Consider the following 21,596-nt stretch of genomic DNA (forward strand, 5'->3'; position numbering starts at 1 on the left):
GAAAGATTCACGCAAAGGCGCAAAGACGCAAAGGAGAAGAGAACTATACCAATTCTCTAAAATTTGGCAACAGATTCAAAGCTTGAAAGCTAAATACAATCTGAATTTCTTAATTACGAATTACGAATTACGAATTACGAATTGGTATTAGCTTCTGAGGAGTTTCATTGACCAGATGATTGCTCTGGCTCCGAGGAGGCGTGAGTAGATTTGTCCTTGTTGGTTGTGGATGATGATGTCGGCGGTTGCGCTACTGGGGGTTTTGGATTTGACTTCGCAGGAAACGTAGAAGGGTTCGTTTTGTGGTGTGGCTGCAAATTGTTCGTATTTTGCGACTTGTCCGGGTAGGCAACCTTCTTCATGAAAGTGTTGTGTCCAAACCCAGAGTGCGTGCATACTTAGGTCAGTTGTGTATGGATTGACCCATTGGACTGGAAATTGTCCTTGTTGTTCGCGTGAGATTGGTTGCCACAAACATTGTGTGGTGATTTTTTCTGTGGTGATGTTTAAAACTTTTTCGATTTCTTGAAAAGCTTTGCCATGAAATAATGTAGCTTCTCCATTTTGATAAAAAGATTTACCAGTGAGAGTGATGATATTATCTGGTTCTAGATTAATTGCATCGTAAGTTGGGGCTTGGGGTAATTCTAGTAAGAGTTGGATTTGGGCACTGAAATGATAAAATGTTTTGCCGGCGGGATTTTTACTCGATATTTTGGTGTTGAATGTAATCTGTTGTCCGCTAGTTTTAGAAATTTCTTCGACATCTACAATATATTCATTTGCTAGAGTCTCATTAAAAGTAATTCCTTTCAAAATTTTGAAATCTCGAGCAGCAAAAAATCTGTATCCTGGATAAAGTTGTTCGCAATAATCAATCATCCATGAGAGAGCGCATGTAGCAGGTAATACTGGAGAACCAGCGATTACATGATCCAATAAAAATGGATTTTCTTCTACTGTCATGCGGCGGCGCAGACGATAGCTGCGGAGTTCGGAATCTAATTCTCTAGCTAAGGGTACTAGGGGGCTGCCAATGACGACTTGTGTATTGTCTTGATAGGCGGGATGCAATTCGTTGACTAACATTTGTGTCCCAGCTTCTACGGGAATTACTTCAACTCCTCGTTCGGCAAAAGCCTTTTTGAGTTCTGGTGACACCATGCCACTGTCCCAAGCTCCCCAGTTAATTGCTACTACGTGACATGAGGGATATTGTTGTTTGAAAATATGTGCTGATTTATTGAGGATTTCATTGGCGATCGCATAATCGGATTGACCAATATTTCCGTAAAATCCTGTTACGGAAGAAAACAAAACTAAATGCTGAAGTTGACTAGGATTAATACAATCCAATAGGTTTTCTAATCCTTTAACTTTGGCAGTATAAACTTTTTCAAAATCATCTTCTGTTTTCTTTTCAATTAATTTGTCGGCTAAATTTCCAGCACCATGTATAATACCTGTAATTGACCCAACATTAGCCAGCTTTGCTTGTAAAGCCTGTGTATCTGTAACATCAACGCTAATATATTCGGCTTTAGCTCCTGCTTTTTCAATTGCTGCGAGGGTCTTTTTAATTTCGCGGCTGGAGGCAATTTTGTTATATATTTTTTGCACATTCATGGGTGTGGGTTTCTCTCCTTGGGCAAGAAGATTTTCCATGATGCGTTTTTTCAATGCTGATTCTTCGCAACCTTGAGCAAAATCTGGCTCGGTTTCTAATAGTTCAGAGCGACCAAGAAGAATAAATTTGCAGGGTTGTTGCTGGGCTAATTTGATAGTACACTCAGCCGTAATCCCTTTTGCACCGCCGCTAACGACAAAAACAGATGATGGACTAAGCTGGGCTGTTTGGGTCATAAATCCTCTGATTTTAATTCGTAATTCGTAATTGGAAGATGCTTTAGAAAGCTGGTTAAAAGTTGTTTTTTATCCATCTGCGGTTATTTAAAAAACGAACCGCAGAGGCGTAGAGAGGAGAGATGGAGGGATTAGCCGCCTACTTTTGGATTGGCGATTAAGGTGACTCGTCCTTGTGAGCCGTAGGCAACTTCACCGATATAAAGATTGGGGTCGTGAAGTTCGGCGATAATGTGGTTTACTGACTGTTGAGCGTCAATTCTGGGGCTGAGGTCGATCGCTCGTGTAAACACCTTTGGCCATTCCCATCTGAGAGTTTTGGTTAGTCCAAATAAACCAGCAGCGATCGCTCCGAAGTTGACTTTGTAATCTAAACCGAAGGCACCATCGAGATGAGCGACCGTGCAGAAACAACTACGTCCATGTTGTGCGGCTGTGGTGAGAGCAGGTTTGAGGTGTTTCGCCATCAAAAATACGTGCTTGACGATCGCCTTTTCCTGTTCGATATAGGGAATTGTTCCAGTGTTACTTGCGACGAAAATAGGATGTAGATGGATGAAAGCCCCAACCTTACCGCAGTGAGTGGCGATCGCTTGTAGTTGTTGTTGCAGATGTTCTTCGCTCAAGTTTGCCAAGGTGACGCGGGTTACTCCTGCGGGTAAGGGTGATTGTTGGGGAATCAGCGATTGGGGAAAACTGATAACTACTACTTTCGAGCCTTCGGCGATTAGGGATTCAGTTAATTTGGAAGTAGTGAGGGAACCATCATCAGTAATTAAAGTGATGTGTCCCTCTGGTAACGTGAAATCCAAGTAATCTGGCTTTGGTAGAGTTCTGAGTTTGGCGGGATAGCGCTGGATACTATGCTCTAATTCCGGTGGCTGCTGGACAAACTCAGACTCATACTTTTTTTTTTCACCTCCAGCTAGCTGCTGTAGGTAATCAACTATTTGACCGATGGTGCGGAGTTCTCCCAGATCCTCGATATTCGGTTTGGGTAAGTCGGGGTACATTTCCTGCATCGCCCCTAAGATTTCTACCCTTTTGATGGAATCAATCCCCAAGTCGGCTTCCATGTCCATTTCTAGTTCCAGCATCTCTACCGGGTAGCCGGTTTTATCGCTGGTGATGGCTAGTAGGGTTTGGGCTAAGTCTGGAAATTCATTAGTTGTTGCTGCGGGTTCTGCTTCTGGTTGTGGAGTGAATGCAACAACTACGCTGACTTCAGGTGTAACTTCTGCTGGAGTCTCTACTACTTGTTGTACTTCCGGTGCTGGAGTTTCTACTGGTTGTTGTACTTCGTGAATTGCAACTTCTACAGAAACACTTTTAGCAGCAAAGGATTGCAGATATTCTACAACTTGACCGATGGTGCGTTTTTCTGCGAGTTCTTCTAAATTGGGCTTGGGTAAGTTAGGATACATTTCCTGTAACGCCCCCAAGATTTCCACCCGTTTGATGGAATCAATCCCCAAGTCTGCTTCCATGTCCATATCCATTTCCAGCATTTCGACTGGGTAGCCGGTCTTATCGCTGGTGATGGCTAGGAGGTTTTTATCCAAGTCAACAATATCAATGGTTGCATTGGGGACTGGGGATTGGGGACTGGGAATTAGGGACTGGGTAGAGACGCGATTCATCGCGTCTGTGGGGAGTACGGGAGTTTCGACTACAGGCTGTACTATTTGAGGGAGTACAGGGGTTTCGACTATAGGCTGTACTATTTGGGGAAGTACAGGAGCTACAGGCTCTACTACCTTGGGAGCAGGGAGGGGTGCTTGGGTATGTATTAAGCCGTTGCCGTTTTTCGCTACTGGCTCAGTTACAGGTGAGGGTAAAGCTTCTACTATTTTGGTAGTAGGAGGTACTAGTGCCTCTTCGGTGACAGTTGTTTGTGTGGTGAAGGGGATGAAATTATGTCCTGCACCGTTGCTGAGTTTCTCAGTGAGTTGAGTCACTCCATCTTCTGAGATGATTTGAGAATACTCTTGCTGTATGAGTTGGAAAAAGTTTTTTGTATATTCCAGTTGCTCTTGGAGATATTGCTCGTGGATGCGTAGGGTTTCACCTTGTTGGGAGTGAAACTGCATCATGCTGCGTTCCAAGCTTTCCATGACAACTTGCTTCAGCTTGGTGGCTTCGGCTGTGGATTTACTTTCACTCAAGAGCAAATTTTGTTGCTGCATCAGTTGGAAGAACGCTTTGGCGTATTCCATTTGATGGTTGAGGTAAGCTCCGTGAACTTGTAAATTCTCAGATTGGTTTTGCTGGAACTGTGTCAGGAGGTATTCTAAACTTTCTAAAAGGTTTTGGTAATTTGTAAGTTTTTCGGGTGTTGGTTGCATCTTAGATTCCTGGGCTGGTTGACTTAAGAGGGTCACAGGACTCATTTGCTGCTCAGGTTGGGTAGCGATATGAGAAGTCACACCGTTCATTGATGGGGTAGCGATAGGGGGTGTTTTTTTATGTCCGTTAGTCTCTGTGGTTGGCAGAGTTCGAGCCACATCTAGGCTGGTAAATAAAGGAGCCGCTGTTTCAGAAGATTCGGGGATGGGCTGATTTGGTTTAGCTGAATTCTCAGATGAAACCGCAGGTAATGTAACTTTGTGTCCGTTTTGCAAAGCTTGGGCGAAGGCGTTTTTCGTTTTTTCGGATCTGTAGTTGATGCCGTTTAAACGTACATTTAAAGCCTTTTTCTGTTCAATTGCAGGTATGGTTTGGGGAACTTGGTAGGGGTCGAGGTTACTCAAAGCCATACCGATTACCCGCAACTGTACAACTGCTTCCCGCAAGGAGCGATCGCTATTTTTCTGAGTACTAGGGTTCAAAGCTACGGTAAGATGAGGGCGATCGCCAAGAATTTCTTTTACCAAGTTGGTGAGAATTCTTCTCGGCCCAAATTCCACGAAGCAAGTACCACCGGCTGCATAGATATTCTCAATTTCCTGCTTAAACAGCACAGAATTGGAAAGGTGCGTTTCGAGAATTTTTTGAATCGCTTGTGGTTCTTTGGGATACTGTTTGCTGGTAACGTTGCTGTAAACGGGGATTTTGGGACTTTGGAATTTAACAGACTTGGTAGCGATCGCAAAGGATTTCTGAGCAAAGGCAATCAGCGGTGTGTGGAATGCTGCCGATACGGGCAACAATACAGCCGTATATCCTTTGTCTTGTAAAGCTTGACGGACTTTGGCGATTTCTGCGGTGGGCCCAGCCAAGACATATTGATTTGGCGAATTTTGATTGGCGATCGCAACTTGAGGAAAATGTCTCAGCACTGCTTCGACTTTGCTGATGTCTTCTTTGACAGCCAGCATACTACCTGCATCGTGGTCTGGATCTTCGGGTGCCGCCATTGCTTGACCCCTAGCTTTCACCAAGAACAAGTAATCTTCGGTAGTCAAAACTCCCGCAGCCCACAATGCTGTGATTTCTCCAAAGCTGTGACCAGCAACAAAATCTGACCTAAATCCAGCTTGTTGCAGTATGGTGTACATCCCTGCACTCAACACCCCGATGGCTGGTTGAGCGTATTCTGTGCGTTGCAAGGCAGCAATTTGGACATTTTTTTCTGCCTCTTCAAACACAGGATGGGGAAAAACGATTTCCGATAGCGGCTGCAAGTTATCTTTGAGCAACAAGCTATCCATATAACCATGTAGACGCTGCATCATGGGGAAATTCATCGCTAATTCCCGTCCCATTTCCAAGTACTGGGAACCTTGGCCGGAGAATAAGGCGACAACTTTTCCACCCAATTCCATACCAGAGGCACGGTAATAAATCCCTTGGGGATGTTCCCAAGATGCTGCTGACCCTTTGTTTTTCAGCAAATCAATGCTAACTTGCAGTAATTTGCAAGCTTCTTCGAGGTTCTGTGCCACAAATCCAAATCTGGCAGCAGAAACGGGAATTTCTAGAGATTTGCACTCATTGACTAATTTTGCGTAATGTGTTGCTGCTTCTGGCGATACTCCTGCGGAGTCACTTCGTGAACGCAATTTAGCTAAAAGGTCTTCAGATTTAGCCAGCAATTGGGACGGTGTAGCTGCAAACACCAGCACTTCATGAGCACCACTGTGTAAGCGGTAGGCGTGGTTTTGGTCGGCTTGATATTCTTCTAAGACGACGTGATAGTTGGTGCCACCAAAACCGAAGGAACTCACACCTGCGCGTCTCGGTGCTTCGCCTTCAGCACGAATCCAAGGTCTGGTTTCGGTATTCAAATAAAAGGCGGAATTTTTAATATTAAGTTTGGGGTTCGGCTCAGTAATATTAATTGTCGGCGGTAATACTTTGTGATGTAGCGCCAAAGCGGTTTTAATCAAACTCGCCGCACCCGCAGCCGCTTTGGTGTGTCCGATTTGGGATTTCACGCTACCCAAAGCGATATGCTGCTTTTTCGAGTCATGCAAAGCAAAGAAGTCGTGTAAAGAACCGAATTCTGTCGGATCTCCAGCCATTGTGCCCGTACCATGTGCTTCCATTAACCCAACAGTGGCGGGAGAAAACCCTGCATCTTCATAAGCGCGTTCTAGGGCTTTGACTTGGCCTTCCTTACGGGGAGCATAAATACTCTTGTAGCGTCCATCGCTGGAGGTACCAATACCTTTAATAACTGCATAGATTTTATCGCCGTCCCGTTCTGCGTCTTCCAGGCGTTTGAGGACAATCATGCAGATACCTTCACCCAGCATCATCCCGTCAGATTTAGCATCGAAAGGTTTGACATTCTCGCTGGGAGAAACGGCTGGTGTTTTGCTGAAGGAGATGTAAGCCATGATGGTGTTGTCGGTGTCAACGCCACCAGTCAGCATCATGTCAGAACGATACTCGACTAGTTCGCTAATTGCCATTTTTAAAGCACCGAAGGAACTAGCACAAGCGGCATCAACTACACAGTTCATCCCGCCAAAGTTGAGACGATTGGCAATTCTCCCCGCGACTACGTTAGCCAGCATTCCAGGGAAGGCGTTTTCGTCCCATTTCACATAGGCGCTTTTGATTTTCTCAACGATTTTTTGTGTATCTTCGTCAGATAAACCACTACTTTTGAGCGCTTTTTCCCAAATCGGATATTCTAACCTGGCAGAAAGTGGCATTCCTAACTGCTTGGCCATGGCTACGCCTAAAATTACGCCAACCATTTCGCGATTGAATTCGCGTTGGTCGCCATAGCCAGCATCTTCCATCGCTTCTTTTGCAACTACTAAACTTAATAGTTGCGATACATCTGTAACTTCTAAAATGCTGGGTGGAATGCCAAATTCCATCGGGTTAAAATCCACCTCTGGAATAAATCCACCTTTTTTACAGTAAGTTTTATCTTCAAGTGTTCTGGGATTTGGATCGTAATAATCTTCGACGCTCCAGTGGGTGGAAGGAACATCAGTGATGCAGTCAATTTTGTTTACTATATTTTGCCAATATTCCCGTAAATTTCTGGCTTGAGGTAATAGAGAAGCCATGCCAACAATGGCGATAGGATTGTGTTGTAATTGTCTGTTAAGTTTGTTGATTGACACTGGTTTTTCTGAACTCATCTTTTTTTCCTCTATAGACCTAATCACAGCCTTTTCACAATTGTTAATCAGGCTCTCTAACTCTGCTAAGGCAGTATCAATTGAATGAGCAGACATAGGGCATAGTGAGTACTGTGGATTGCGTAGATACAGTAATTTCTGTTGCCTACTAATTAATGAAAATCTCTTGTCTTGTGAGCAATTAGCTCTTTATCTCAAGTTCGGATAATTACTTATTATTAAAATCTCTCCGCGTCCCCGCGTCTCCGTCTCCCCGCGTCAGTCCTAATAATAAGTCTTCAACCAAACATCATGTTATCTGCGCTAATTGCTGTTCTCCCAATCAACACCACACGACATACTGCCCTAATAAAGCCTTAGGTTTACAGGCATTTTTGGCACACAGCGATCGTGTAAAAATGTTATGCAATGCTTGATTCTTGAAATGTGGCGATCGAACAATTTTGGATTTTAGATTTGCAATTTTAGATTGCTTACACTCGCAAACAGCCAAAAGTCGGACATAAAACCAAAAAATAATCCAAAATCCAAAATCCTAGTGATGGTTAATATTTTGAACAATGGTATCCTGCTGAACAGTAGAAATTGAAGAGTAGCTAAGAGAACAGAAACGTTTTTTTCGCCCGCAATAGTTTGATTATCAAGTCTAACCGCAGCAACGTAGCTGGTATTAATGACAACGTTCTGTTTCTTGATAAATGTCATAGCCAGTTTCAACGTCCAGGATAATACATTTTATGGTATTCGACCCAGAAAAGTTGACAATTTCGTTACAGAAAACATCACCTTTAATCGGAATTTATGCAATGTGAAAAAGTAATTAAACCTTCATTAGGTGATGACCAAGCAGTTAGATTTAGTTATTTCTACCTTCAAAATCTTAATTAAATAACTAATTGACCTCACACTTTTTAAGCATTGAATTAATAAAAACAATAACATGCTTTATATAAACTAAATGATTACTTTAAACTTTTTTTATAAAGAACTAGCTTATTGTTGCTATCTATTTAGTCTCAAATTTAGTGTTTTAGTATAATTTGCAACTTCAAAAATGTCTAAATAACAGAATTATCTCAGTTTTAAATGGAAATTGTCTCTATAAATCACAGTATCAATTTTTTGGTTATTAAGTAAAAATTCCATGGATACATTTAGACACAAGAGAGCTATAAGTATTTTTTTCAGGGAAATATCATAATTCAACTAATCTTTTTGATGATTTACTAATATAAATATAAACAAAAAGAAAAATGGTTATCTATAAAGCAATTGTTAATTTTGAATATGTTGCATAGTAAACATAATCCAAGAAGCTTGCGTTGGCGTAGCCCGTCGTAGACATCGCCATTAGGATGTTGTTAGTAAAAAGCATAATAATGTCTTAGATTACACAACATTGCCAATAATATTTTGTTAGTATTTTTGTAGAGTAAGTACTATTTAGTGATGCTGAAAAGCTTGATTTAAAAACTTCTGGTAGTGTATACCTACGATAGTTGGAACTTACTGTGAGAAATATTATGATCAAAAAACCAGGATTTATGCCAAGCTCAATGGTTGACAAATTAAAATTTTTTAGTCATACTTCAGAACAAGCTTATTCAAGTTTTTTGATTTGATTTTTCGGCGCTTCATTATTCTTGAGAGTTAAGTTGTCTGGCTAGCGATATTGTATTTTACGCTACTGGATTCGAGAACAAATGACGATATAACTAAAGAAGCTTTCAAGTAACACTACCATAAGAATTCAGCAGTTAGAATTTCGAGAAAACTCTGAGCGGCCTTTTCCGCCCTTGGTGCAACCCGCCGCAGGTATCAGAAGTTCAGAATAGTTAAAGAATCAGGAAAACATTTGATTAATCGATATACCAATTATACTCAACTCCTTCTGAATTCTAAATTCTGAATTCTTCTTGTTGAATTCTTCTTCCTAAAACAATTCATATAAAACCACTTAGGCCTATCCGCCTGCTGAGGGTAAAAGCATCAAGGAGAGGAAAAGCCCTCTTAGTTAATTAGCAGATGAGTCTATTGTTATCGACTAAATATAGCCATTTCAGCTATCCCCTAGTAAGAATTGGAATGAAAATATGGCAGTAAATAAAGAAAGCCGATTATTTACAAAATCCGTCGTGCGATCGCGAGTAATTTTAGCAGCTTCTCTCACGTTAGCGGCCGGATTAATCGGTTTATATAGTTTGGCAGCATTTTGGCCTAAATCTAAAGTTGAGACACAACCAGCGAATCCTCCAAAAGCTACCACCCCGACAAAAATTGCTGTCACAGCCTTAGGACGTTTGCAGCCAGACGGTGAAGTTACTTCTTTGAATGCTCCCAATGCAAATAACGGTGTGCGAGTCGAAAAACTGTTAATTAAAGAAGGAGATGCAGTTAAAACTGGGCAATTATTAGCGTATCTAGAAAATTATGGTCGCGCTAAAACAGCTTTACAACAGGCTGTAGACCAACTGCAAGTTGCTAAAGCTAAACTAACGCAGGTGAAATCTGGGGCGAAAACTGGAGATATTGATGCTCAAAAAGCAGCGATCGCGCGTTTAGAGTCACAATATAAAGGAGACATTGCTACCCAAGAAGCGACAATCGCCCGCGTCCAGGCAGAGGTAGACAATGCTCAAGCCGAAAACGATCGCTATCAGCAATTATATAAACAAGGTGCGATCGCAGCTTCTGTAGCAGACACCAAAGCTTTACAACTCAAAACTACACAACAGCAACTCACAGAAGCCCAAGCCGGCAAACAACGTACCCAAGACACATACCAAGAACAACTCAAACAAGCACAAGCGCAACTCAAGAGTATTAGCGAAGTGCGTAGCGTAGATGTTCAAGTCGCGCAAACTGAAGTCAACAGTGCAACGACTTCCGTTCAACAAGCAAAAGCAGACTTGGATTTGAGTTACATTAAATCTCCCATCAATGGCAAAATCTTGAAAATTCATGCCAAAACCGGAGAAGTAATCAGCACCAGCACAGGATTTGCTGAGATAGGTAAAACATCGCAAATGTATGTGATTGCAGAGGTGTATCAAACCGACGTTCAAAAAGTGCGTGTCGGACAAAAAGCGACCATCACCAGCCCTGCATTTACTGGAACATTAAAAGGAACCGTCAAAGAAATTGGTTGGCAAGTTGACAAACAAAGCATCTTCAGTCTCAACCCAGGTTCAGACACAGACCGCAGAATAATTGAAGTAAAAGTCTCCATCGATAACCCCGCAGAGAGCGAAAGAGTTGCGCGGTTAACCAACTTACAAGTAGATGTTGCCATACAAATTTAGTTTAGGACATTGGGCATTGGGCATTGGCCATTTATTTATTAATGACTAATGACCAATGGCTAATAACCAATGACTAATGACTAATGACTAATAAAAAATAAATCTATGAATTTTAAAATTCCTTTAGCATGGCTACAGCTAGCCCAGCAAAAAGTTCGTCTAATAATAGCTGTAGCCGGGATTGCTTTTATTGTGCTACTGATGTTTGTGCAACTTGGTTTTCAAGATGCTCTTTATTCTAGTGCAACCGCAGTCCATCAAAATCTCAAAGGAGATTTATTTTTAGTGAGTTCCCAATATAAGTCTTTGACCTCAAATCAAAGCTTTTCCCGGACTCGTTTGTATCAAGCTTTGGGGTTTAATGGCGTAGAGTCAGTTAGCCCAATGTATTTGCAATTTGCCAAACTGAAAAATCCGGTAACTGGTGAGAAATATTCAATATATGTTATTGGTTTTGACCCAGGCAGACCCGTGATGAACATCGCAGAAATTGAGCAAAATTTAGATAAACTCAAAATTCCCGATGTCATGCTTTTTGACCGGAGTTCTCGCACAGAGTTTGGCCCAATCGCAGAAAAATTTGATGCCGGAGATACAGAGCAGACAATTGAAATATTTCCCTATAATTCGTTAATTGGCTATAAAGTCAGGATTGGTGGCTTATTCAGTTTAGGGCCTTCCTTTGGGGTAGATGGCAACTTAGTTGTCAGTGATTCAACTTTCTTGAGGATAAACCCTAATACTCGTCCAGCAGATATGATAGATGTCGGTTTGATTACCCTCAAACCTGGTGCTGATGCCCAAACAGTGCTCAAAGATTTGCAGGTAAGCTTACCAAATGATGTGCAGGTTTTTACACGCCAAGGCTTTATTGATTTTGAGAAGAAATATTGGTCTGTCAGAACGCCTATTGGTTTTATACTTAACCTGATGTTGACAATGGCTTCTGTTGTGGGTGTAGTGATTGTCTATCAAATTCTCTACAGCAACATTGCTACACAGTTTGTTGCTTATGCGACATTAAAAGCCATAGGTTATGCCAATACATATCTGTTGAATGTAGTATTTCAACAAGCTTTAATATTGGCAATTTTAGGTTATATTCCAGGCTTTTTGACTTCTATATTGTTATACGATTTTGCAATGGAAGCAACTAAATTGCCAATAGTTATGACCACTAACAATGCATTATTGGTCTTAACATCAGCAGTTTTAATGTGTATAACTTCCGGAGGACTTGCTATCAATAAACTCCGTTCCGCAGATCCAGGAGATATTTTCTAAACAGTCATTCTCTTTCACTCCCTTTCTCTCTTGCGCCTCTGTCTTGAAAAGTGACGCTCCTACGTCGCTAACAGATTGCCAAAAGCCGACGCTCCGACGCCAGTTGCTTTCCGACGCAAGGCGACACGAACGCACTGGCTCGACTTTTCGCTGTGCCTTTGCGTGAGATAAAACCAAAACTTGAATCCCAAATCGGTATAATTTTTCCTCTATGAACCTCAAAAACCAAACTCTCCTGATTACCGGAATTAATGAATTTGTCGGGTTGCGTGCAGCCGAATTAGCCACAGCACAGGGAATAAAAGTCCGTGGATTACAAACTTCTAAAGAACAGAATCAAAAAGCGCAAAATTTAGGCATTGAAGTGATAACTGGTAGTATCACAGATCCTACTATTGCCCAAAAAGCTTGTCAGGGAATAGACATCGTTTTCCATACAGAGCAAATTGCCCAAGAAGCCGGTCAAATTAATCATTTTCGTGATATCAATGTTAAAGGTGCTGTTAACATTGCTAAAGCTGCTAAGCAAGCAGGTGTTAAAACTTTTGTGCATCTCTCCAGTGTAATGGTCTATGGTTTCAACTATCCTGATAGCGTTACAGAAACCGGGCAACTTTCTGGCGAAAATAATCCCTATTGTCAAACAAAAATAGAAGCAGAAACAGCACTTTTAGAATTAAATAATTCGCCAGATTTTGGTATTATTATCATTCGAGCAGGTGATATTTACGGCCCTGGAAGTATTCCTTGGATAGTCAAACCAATTTTGATGATGCGCCAAAAATTATTCGCTTATGCCAATGATGGTAAAGGAGTAATCAATCATGTGTATATAGACAATCTGATTGATGGCATCTTTCTGGCGATAGAAAAACAGGCTTACGGAGAAATATTTAATATCACCGACGGACAACAAACTTCTTGGAAAGAGTATTTCATGCGTTTAGCAGCAATGGAAGGTTTACCAGCACCTCTTTCATTACCAAAAGATGAAATGAAATTGTTTCTCAAACTACGCGCTCAAGGACAAAAACTTTTCCGGAAAAAAGCCGATATTTTACCGGAATCTGTAGATTTTATGAGTCGTCCTTATGCATGTTCTATTGCTAAAGCTCAAAGTCTGTTAAATTATAAACCAATAATTGACCTAGAAGAAGGTATGCAGCTTACACATGAATGGCTGCAAAAAACGGAGATTGAAAATTTGGTGAAATAGTAGGAGTAGGGATTACAGACGCGATTAATCGCGTCTGTACAAGATTTAGTAAGAATTAGAAAATCAATTAATTACCCTGAAGTTATTTAGCTTGGGTATCAAATTATTCTGACTCCTGACTCCTGAATTCTCTAGTTGCATTTGACTAACAATTAGCTACGATTACGCCTAAAATAATCTACAGATTGTCTGAATACTTGTTTTATATGAGTAGCAATCAGCCACGATTGAGTATTGGATTACCTGTATACAATGGTGAAAAATTTCTTCAACAAGCCGTAGATTCACTCTTGGCTCAAACCTTTGAAGATTTTGAACTAATTATTTCAGATAATGCATCTACAGATAAAACTGAGGAAATTTGTAGAGCATACGCCAAGCAAGACCAACGTATTCGTTACTACCGGAATGAGCATAACATTGGTTGCGCTCATAACTTTAATCGTACTTTTGAATTGTCTTCGGGTGAGTATTTTAAATGGGCAGCCTATGACGATCTACACGCTCCTGATTTTATCAGTAAATGCGTTGAAGTACTTGATGAAGACCCTACCGTCATTCTGTGCCACACCCAGGTATATTTTATTGACGAACAAGGAAAGTTTCTCCAAAATTACGATATCAAACTCAAGACAGATTCTCTAAAACCACACGATCGCTTTCATGAATTACTGACTAAACATCTATGTTATCAATGTTATGGTGTAATTCGCGCTAGTGCTCTGAAAAAAATACCGCCTATGGGTGGTTACGCTTATGGAGATGGTATTTTATTGTCAAGGCTTGGTCTTCTGGGTCGATTTTATGAAATTCCTGAATACTTGTTTTTTGCCAGAAACCATCCGCAACAATCAATGAGTATGTTTTTTCCCAATTATTTGTTGTTGTCAAACAACAATCAAGCATCTTCATTGAGCATATTACCTGATTTTTATGCGTATACAGTGTGGTTTGATTCAGCAAAAGAAGGGAAAGTTTTATTGCCACATTGGAGAATATTATGGGAGTATTTCCTTTCGATATGGTGTAGTCCCCTAAGTTTGTATGAGTGCCTATGTTGCCATATAAGTCTACAACAGAAGTTGAAAGGCACGGAATATCTGTTACTGAAAGATTTGCTAAAAATGTTGCAAATGCTGGCAATTTATTGGCAAAAAATATTATTTTCAGAACAAAAAATCACATTTTGAATTAATTTCTAATAGTAGAATCGAAAAGTAAAAAGAGATTAAGTATTAACAAATCTATTTATTTGCTATTCTCTTTTTACTTTCAAATGTTGATTTTTGAATTTTGGCAATTTTTCTCAGCGTCCAAATTATTTATCACTACAAAATTATGCTGAAACTATCTCAATTACCTCACTTTTTGCTTGCTGGATTATTAAGCATCAGCTTTGTAAAAACAGTGAACGCTGAATCAACAGCAAAACTTAGTGTTGTAGTTAATGGAATTCGTCACCAAAAAGGCGAGATTTGCTTCCGGGTTTTTGGAGGTGAAAAAGGATTTCCCATGAGTAGTACTAGTGAAGTTCAAAGTGGCTGCGCTAAGATTACAGGCACTTCTGTAACAAAAGAATTCTCTGGTTTAAAACCTGGTACTTATGCTATTGCTGTAGTTGACGATCAAAATGGCGATCGCAAACTCAACAAAGACTTTTTTGGCATTCCCACAGAAGGTTTTGGCATTTCTAAAAATCCAACTGTGTCCATACAAACAGGCACGCCGAAGTTTCGTGATGCCAGTTTTGTAGTCAATAATAATACCACAGTTAACATCATTATGAAATACTCGTTGGATTCATAAAAGGGACTGGGGAATAGGAACTGGGGACTGGGGACTAAAGAAGAATCCCCAATCCCCAATCCCCAATCCCCAATCCCCAATTCCCAATGCCCTATTCTCGGAGAATTTAATGGAAGATTTGGCAATATTTCTGTCTAAGTCTTTGATGGGTTGGCTAGTTATTCAGGTGTGTTTAACGCTAATCTTTGTTTGGTATCTGCGCTCATCTCCAAAAACTTTATTAGCAGATGAGCAGTTGCCTAAAACAGCGGTGATTCTTTGCCTACGGGGAGCAGATCCGTTTTTACATAGCTGTTTGCGATCGCTCCTAAATCAGAACTATCCACATTATGATTTAAAGTTAGTTATTGATAGTCAGGAAGATCCTGCTTGGAAAATTGCCAGCGAAACTATCATAGAGCAAGAAGCGACCAATGTTCAAATCAGTCCTTTGAGGATAGTACGCAATAATTGTAGTCTCAAATGTAGTTCTTTAGTGCAAGCTGTCCGTGAGTTGGACGATTCCTATAAAGTGGTTGCTTTAGTAGATGCTGATACTATAGTTCATCGCAATTGGCTGCGAGAATTAGTCAGTCCTCTCGGTGATGCTAATGTAGGCGCAACGACTGGTAACCGTTGGTATGTGCCAACAGGTAGGTATTGGGGATCTTTAGTGCGATATATAGGTAATGTATCCACAGTAGTTCAAATGTTTCTCTTCCAAATTCCTTGGGGTGGAACTTTAGCCATCAAAACAGAAGTGCTTCACCAAACAGAACTTTTAGATAAGTGGGCACAAGCTTTAAGCGAAGATTTGATGATTCATGATGTTCTAAAAATACATGGATTAAAGGTTAAGTTTGTACCTACTTTACTAACAGTTAATCGTGAAGAAATTGATTTAGCAAGCTTACTAGACTCTCTCAAGCGCTTGATACTTTGTTCTCGACTTTATCACCCGCGTTGGTTGGCTATAGTTAGTGAAGCTGTTTCTAGCATTCTGTTTCCGACTACAGTGATTATGTTAATTTTAGAGTCATTGTTAGAGGGAAAATGGGAAGCCGCAGGTCTATTGTTTGTCTGCTATAACGTCTATATTGCAGGATTACTTCTGCTGATGCTCGTCTTGGAGTTAGGCATACAGCAAGTAGTTCGCTTGAATGACCAGCCAAGAAACAAATTATCAGCCCCTACAATTATTAAAATGTTGATTGGGATTCCGCTAACACAATGGGTTTATGGGTTAGCGATGCTATCATCTCTGTGGATTTCAACAGTCACCTGGCGCGGTATCAGCTATCGGGTTCGAGGAGCTTGGAATATCCGCCTAGTGGAATATCGCCCTTATCAATGGTTGGATCAGCCTATTAATAGCAAGGTTTCTCTTTGAAGCGATCGCTATAGCAACCCTCAATCAGCCGTGAAAATCTTTGATCCCTCTCTCTGCGCTCTCTGTGCCTCTGCGGTTAATTTATTTATGCAAATGATTTAGGACTTTTCAGTCTTCTTTCTTTTGCTTTTTAACTTTTTACTTTTGCATTCTTAAACTAGGGCATGAAACTTATCAGACTAAACATTCCCTAGTGCTGAATTTATATTACCTTATTTTTAGTAGACTATATTAACTATAACCCTTGTAACTAATATACATGTTCTTGAATTAAGAACAAAGGGTTATCAAAATATATTAAGGGGAATTTTGATTGGAATTTATCAGTGTTTTGATAATTTCTGACTAAGGAACGGAAATATGATTTTCAGAATCTCCAATTGAGACTGTTTGTAAATGCGTAAATCCTGAATCTAAATTTAATATATCGAGTTCGCTTAATTACTTGTAATTCAAATCTGTCTGTATCATAGCACCAGACGTAATTGCAAGTATTCATCGAAACTCGATCTTAGTGGGGAATTGCTGAGCCGAATAATCAGGATGTTCATGAAACATTGCTGCGTAAGTCCTAAATCCAAAACCAGCATTTTCGTGAAATAATTCCTTTTTCATATGACTAAGCAAAGACTCCGCATTGCGCTATTTACAGGATTGTATGCTCCTTTCTTAACTGGAGTATCTGTAGCAGTACATCAACGAGTTCGTTGGTTACTGCAACAGGGACATGAGGTTTTTTTGATCCATCCACAAATTAACGATCGCTACCCCAAAAATGTTGGCGATCGTCCTATGCAGGGATTAAATGAAATTCAATCTTTTCCCAACTTATCTACTTACGCCTTCCCCACAAAACCATTAATATTCTACAAGTCTCTTCCTCAACCATTGCACTATCGACATTGGAGTGATACCAAGCTGCTGGAGAAGTTTCAGCCCGACATTATAGTGGTTGAAGAAGCACCACAAATGAGAGGTTTATACTCATTTTTCTTGCAAGGTTACGGCCGTGCTGTGGGGACGCAATACGCAAAACGAACAGGTACGCCAATAATATCACTCTTCCATACTGATATTGTTGAGTACATCAAATATTACTTTGGCAATCAATTCTTCAGCTTGATTCGTCCAATCATTCCCATTTTGGTGAAACAGTTTAGCAACTCTTACGATTTCAATTTCTTTTCTTCTAAAGAACAGCTCAATAAATACAAAGATCTCAAATGCCAACGTGCTGAATATCTCCCTTATCAAGGTATAGATTGCGAGAAATTTCACCCAAGAAATATTTGTTATGACCCCATTCCCAACGATGACCGACCAACTTTGTTGTTTGTCGGACGTATCACCGCGGAAAAAAATGTCAACCAACTGATTGATATATATCCGCTGATTGCTGCCAAAATCCCTGATGTCCATCTGGTGATTGTTGGAAGTGGCCCACAGGATAAAGAAATCCGTCAGCGTGCCCAAAAGTTTGCATCCGGTATTACCGTCTGGGGTGAGTCCCACGGTACGGAACTTTTAGGTTGGTTTGCTAGAGCAGATGTTTTTGTTAACCCCTCTATCACCGAAAACTTCTGCACCACAAATAACGAAGCTCTAGCCTCTGGAACCCCTCTGGTTGCTGTTGTTGCACCCTCAACCTCAGAACAGGTATGTCCAGGCCGCAACGGCTTTCTTGCTCAACCTAACAACCCAACAGACTTTGCCCAAAAGGTGATTGCGATTCTAGAAAATCCCGACTTGAAGGCAGATATGACTAGAAACGCTCGCCCCTCGATAATCGATTTCGATTGGTCGGCATGTATGGAAAAATTTGAAGACAAACTCTACCAAATTGTTGAAGGATCGAAGAATCTGGAGGTAAGTACAGGCGCTATAAAACTATAGGGATCGCAAACATATCCTCATGCGATCGCTAGTATTGTGGATACTAGCGATCGCTAATTGTTGCGTGCTAACGCACTTTTTCCAGTCAACATCTTGACATAGGTGAATAACTATGATTATTAATGTAAATTTTCATAAATTTTACGTGAAATTACTGTAATCTTTTTCTGATAACACGTTATCTGCTGTATTATATATAGCGATATTAGGGTTATTGAAGTAATAATTATGGCCCATTCCAGAAATTTATCAGTATCTATCGCAGGAGCAGCTTTAATTGCTTTGGGGACAGGGCCAATAGCCCAAGCAGAACTATTTATAGAATCAGAGTCAGCAGTTGTAAATATTGATACTAAAGAAGTTTTATTTACTATAGATTTTAATAGGGTTCCAGACTTTTTTTCAGTTGATGAGTTTGATAGGCAAGCCGACTCTTTTCAATACTTTATCAACATAGATGGGAAATTTCCTGTTTTTAGTGAAACATCGCCTTTCTATGCCAGCCTTGAGACAATTATTCGAGGAGAAGAAATCAACGTTGGAGGTGATGTGCGGATACGTAATGTCTTCCCAATAGGATCGGAGGAACCAAATTCAGGAGGCTGGGGTAATATTCGGGGTTCAGTACCATACACTCTTGATGGTACTGTCCTCAAATTCTCAGCCCCTCTGCAACTTGTTGGTGATTCAGATGGTTTGTTTAGCTATGCCTTAGAGTTGTACGAGTTTGGTGCTTGGAATGGGATCACAAACGAAAATAAGTCTACTTTTACCAGTGTTCCCGAACCTAATTTTGTATTGGGTGCATTGAGTTGTGGAGTCTTAAGTGTAGGCTTACGGCTAAAGCGTAAACATAAATCAGCCCAAACCTCGATAACTGATTAATCAGCTAAATTAGATACCTAGTACCGCAAGGCGGAAGTCAAAAGTCAAAAGTCAAAAGTGTTATGGAATAAGCCCTTTAGGGATTTTCAATGGTTGCTCTATTTACGCCGCCTTGTACTAGTAACTTAGTTCATTTGCAGCTTAATTACTGTTGACAAAACTAATTTTGCTTCAAACTGGGAGGAATGATTGCCGTTCTTCTTTCAGCAGAGCAATTTCTGATATGGATGAGAGTTGCTGCTGTAAATTTTTCAGTAAACCTAAAGTTAGTTCATAGGTTGTAATTTCTCCCTGTTGGGCAAAATATTCCAGCGCCCTTCGTAAGTCTGCAATTGCGGCTTGTTCGTGACCAAGCTGATGGTAAGCTATACCCCGATTCAGGTAAGCTTGGGCATTAGTTGGCTTAAATTTGAGTGACTCAGTAAAATCCCTAACAGCACAAGAGCGATCGCCACTTCTGGCGCAAGCACAACCCCGATTATAATAAGCTCTGTAATCATTGGGATTGACAGCAATTGCCTTTGAGAAATCGAGCATAGCTGCTGTTAAATCCGATAACCCAAAACGAGCGATTCCTCGTTCGTTGTAGATATCTGCTTTCAATACATTAGATGTTTCGGGAATATTGGTTAGTGCCAGTTGGTAATCTGATATTGCTTGTTGGTGATTACCCAACATAGAACGGGCCACGCCTCGGTTGTAGTAAGATCTAAAATTATTAGGTTTGAGGGCGATGGCTTGATTATAATCTGCGATCGCTGCTTGATAATTCCCTTGTCTGTAGTATGCTAATCCCCGATTGAGGTATGCTTCCACATTGTTGGGTGTAAAATTTAGAGCTTGGTTGCAATCGGCGATCGCATTTTGATAATCTTTTACTTTGAGATAAGCAAGACAGCGATGGTTATAAGCCCAAGTAAAATCATTTCTGAGCTTAATTGCCTCAGTAAAATTTTCAATAGCTTCCCCATAACTGCCATGCTGCATTTTTTCAATTCCTAACTTGAAAAAATCTTTGACTGTAATTTCTGTACTGGCATTGGGTAGCGAGTACCCAGGTGAAGCGATAAAAATACAGACGAGTGCGAAGGCAATACCAAAATTGAGCATGAATCGGTAAAAGCGACTCATAATGATATCTCGCATTGCTAACAGAACCAAAATAGTACGTAATATCAAGTTCGGATCAAAACCTATAATTAGGTCTAATGTACGCAGAGTTTCCAACTATCAGTAATTAAGCGAACTCCATCGGGATATGTTAAAAGTAGTGGTTGATGTATTAAAACCTTTAAATCCTCCTCAATTCTGTTCACAAAGAAGGATTCTCATCAATTCCCCAGTTTAATATAAAGCTTTAAGTGCTTTACCAATTCCAATTTTCTGGTTCCTAGCTGATATCGTCAAAAGACAGTCTGTCAAACTACCGTCTTTTAATGGCAGAGTCGAAAAATATTGAGCCAATGCTTTTTATCTCTATTGCTCAGTCATACTGATTTGGTTAAGTTACGACTTCACCATCTGGCATAATAGTATTGATATTTTAAAACTAGTGGCTGAGGTATCCAAAATTTTAGCTTATTCAGGACTTACGCAAAATTATGAAAAAACGAACCGCCAAGGATGCAAAGAAATAAGAATTTCATAGAGTTTTTGCGTAAGTCCTATTCTTCTCAAAGTCCTCGATTTTAAAGAGGACTTTGAGAAGGTTATTCTCCCTTTTTAAAGAGCAGGCTAGCGGGATTTTGATACAACGGTAGACTTGACAAATATTTTCTAAGGAAGAATATTCCGCAGACGACGCAAACAATTTATTGATGCAGCACAATCACAGCCAAATAAAGCTACTGCTGCATCACTTTCTGCATCTGTAACCCCAAGTAAAGCTTTCTCCAGGTCAGCATCAGTAACATCAATCTCTGCTGCACCCTTCTGCAAATGAGATAATTCTTTAGCACCAGCGCAGAAAAATTGGCCGAGTTTCGGATGTCTGACACAAGCTTTTTGGTCTTCTGCTGATACTGGTGTAGTAGCGGCGTCAGGACGGTCTACTGGTTGCGTATTTACTGGTTCGCCGGCTGTGGTAACTTTACTGGTCATTAGCATTGAAGCCAAAGACATAAACGCTGCGGTTTTGGTAGTCAAATTTATTAACAGTTTCTTCATGCAATTGTCCTACAACTAGGTTGTCAATTCAGGTTAATTTTCTCTAAGGCTTAGTAGGGGAATGATGTTTTCAAAGAACCTGGATACTTGAAGCAATTTACCTGTAATATATACCATGAAATAAATTGTTATCTTAGACTCACAGATTCTGGAAAAACAAGTGACAAAAAATCAAAGTAAAATCTTTGAGTTTTTTACCTTGTATCTTTTACATTTATTTATTTCCCAAACAGGAGGTTTTTTTAGTAGAGAGATAGCAATTGATTATA

At 40.3% G+C, this 21,596-nt stretch carries 12 protein-coding genes; 8 read left to right on the top strand and 4 right to left on the bottom strand.

The features are described from left to right. Positions 1–147 precede the first annotated feature (147 nt). The gene (locus ACM0OY_RS22480) at positions 148–1,863 is read right to left on the bottom strand and encodes an SDR family NAD(P)-dependent oxidoreductase (RefSeq protein ID WP_414571057.1); all 1,716 of its coding nucleotides are present in this window, start codon (positions 1,861–1,863) and stop codon (positions 148–150) included. 131 nt (positions 1,864–1,994) lie between these two features. After that, complete coding sequence (locus ACM0OY_RS22485; RefSeq protein ID WP_414571058.1) at positions 1,995–7,502, bottom strand: beta-ketoacyl synthase N-terminal-like domain-containing protein; 5,508 nt, start codon at positions 7,500–7,502, stop codon at positions 1,995–1,997. A 1,997-nt stretch (positions 7,503–9,499) separates the two neighbouring features. On the opposite strand from ACM0OY_RS22485, the gene ACM0OY_RS22490 reads away from it, so the two are divergent. The 8 genes from ACM0OY_RS22490 to ACM0OY_RS22525 all read left to right on the top strand — a co-directional run bounded on the left by ACM0OY_RS22490 (position 9,500) and on the right by ACM0OY_RS22525 (position 19,161). Then, on the top strand, positions 9,500–10,708 hold the full coding sequence (locus tag ACM0OY_RS22490) for an ABC exporter membrane fusion protein (protein ID WP_414571059.1): 1,209 nt from the start codon (positions 9,500–9,502) through the stop codon (positions 10,706–10,708). Between the two features lie 105 nt (positions 10,709–10,813). Beyond that, a complete protein-coding gene (devC, locus tag ACM0OY_RS22495) occupies positions 10,814–11,992 on the top strand; it encodes an ABC transporter permease DevC (RefSeq protein WP_414571060.1) in 1,179 nt (392 codons plus the stop codon). 211 nt (positions 11,993–12,203) lie between these two features. Continuing rightward, complete coding sequence (locus ACM0OY_RS22500) at positions 12,204–13,208, top strand: NAD-dependent epimerase/dehydratase family protein (protein WP_414571061.1); 1,005 nt, start codon at positions 12,204–12,206, stop codon at positions 13,206–13,208. Between the two features lie 206 nt (positions 13,209–13,414). Beyond that, a complete protein-coding gene (locus ACM0OY_RS22505; protein WP_414571062.1) occupies positions 13,415–14,398 on the top strand; it encodes a glycosyltransferase family 2 protein in 984 nt (327 codons plus the stop codon). Between the two features lie 148 nt (positions 14,399–14,546). Beyond that, positions 14,547–15,014 (top strand): DUF2141 domain-containing protein, encoded by a 468-nt coding sequence (locus ACM0OY_RS22510; protein ID WP_414571063.1) that lies wholly within the window; start codon positions 14,547–14,549, stop codon positions 15,012–15,014. A gap of 109 nt (positions 15,015–15,123) precedes the next feature. Further along, entirely contained in the window at positions 15,124–16,383 is a 1,260-nt protein-coding gene (locus ACM0OY_RS22515; RefSeq protein WP_414571064.1) for a glycosyltransferase, read from the top strand. Positions 16,384–16,998: 615 nt separating this feature from the next. Beyond that, positions 16,999–18,276 carry a glycosyltransferase gene (locus tag ACM0OY_RS22520; RefSeq protein ID WP_414571065.1) on the top strand — a complete coding sequence of 426 codons (1,278 nt, stop codon included), beginning with the start codon at positions 16,999–17,001 and terminating at the stop codon, positions 18,274–18,276. 228 nt (positions 18,277–18,504) lie between these two features. Beyond that, positions 18,505–19,161: a hypothetical protein gene (locus ACM0OY_RS22525; protein WP_414571066.1), complete on the top strand. Its 657-nt coding sequence runs from the start codon at positions 18,505–18,507 to the stop codon at positions 19,159–19,161. Positions 19,162–19,332: 171 nt separating this feature from the next. Here the strand turns inward: ACM0OY_RS22525 and ACM0OY_RS22530 are convergent, their stop codons facing one another. Both ACM0OY_RS22530 and ACM0OY_RS22535 read right to left on the bottom strand, forming a co-directional pair. Further along, the gene (locus ACM0OY_RS22530) at positions 19,333–20,292 is read right to left on the bottom strand and encodes a tetratricopeptide repeat protein (protein WP_414571067.1); all 960 of its coding nucleotides are present in this window, start codon (positions 20,290–20,292) and stop codon (positions 19,333–19,335) included. A gap of 645 nt (positions 20,293–20,937) precedes the next feature. Further along, positions 20,938–21,327 (bottom strand): hypothetical protein, encoded by a 390-nt coding sequence (locus ACM0OY_RS22535; protein ID WP_414571068.1) that lies wholly within the window; start codon positions 21,325–21,327, stop codon positions 20,938–20,940. Positions 21,328–21,596 lie beyond the last annotated feature (269 nt).

This window comes from Nostoc sp. CCY 9925, from assembly GCF_963920935.1.
In the GTDB taxonomy this organism is placed as follows: Bacteria; Cyanobacteriota; Cyanobacteriia; order Cyanobacteriales; family Nostocaceae; genus Nostoc.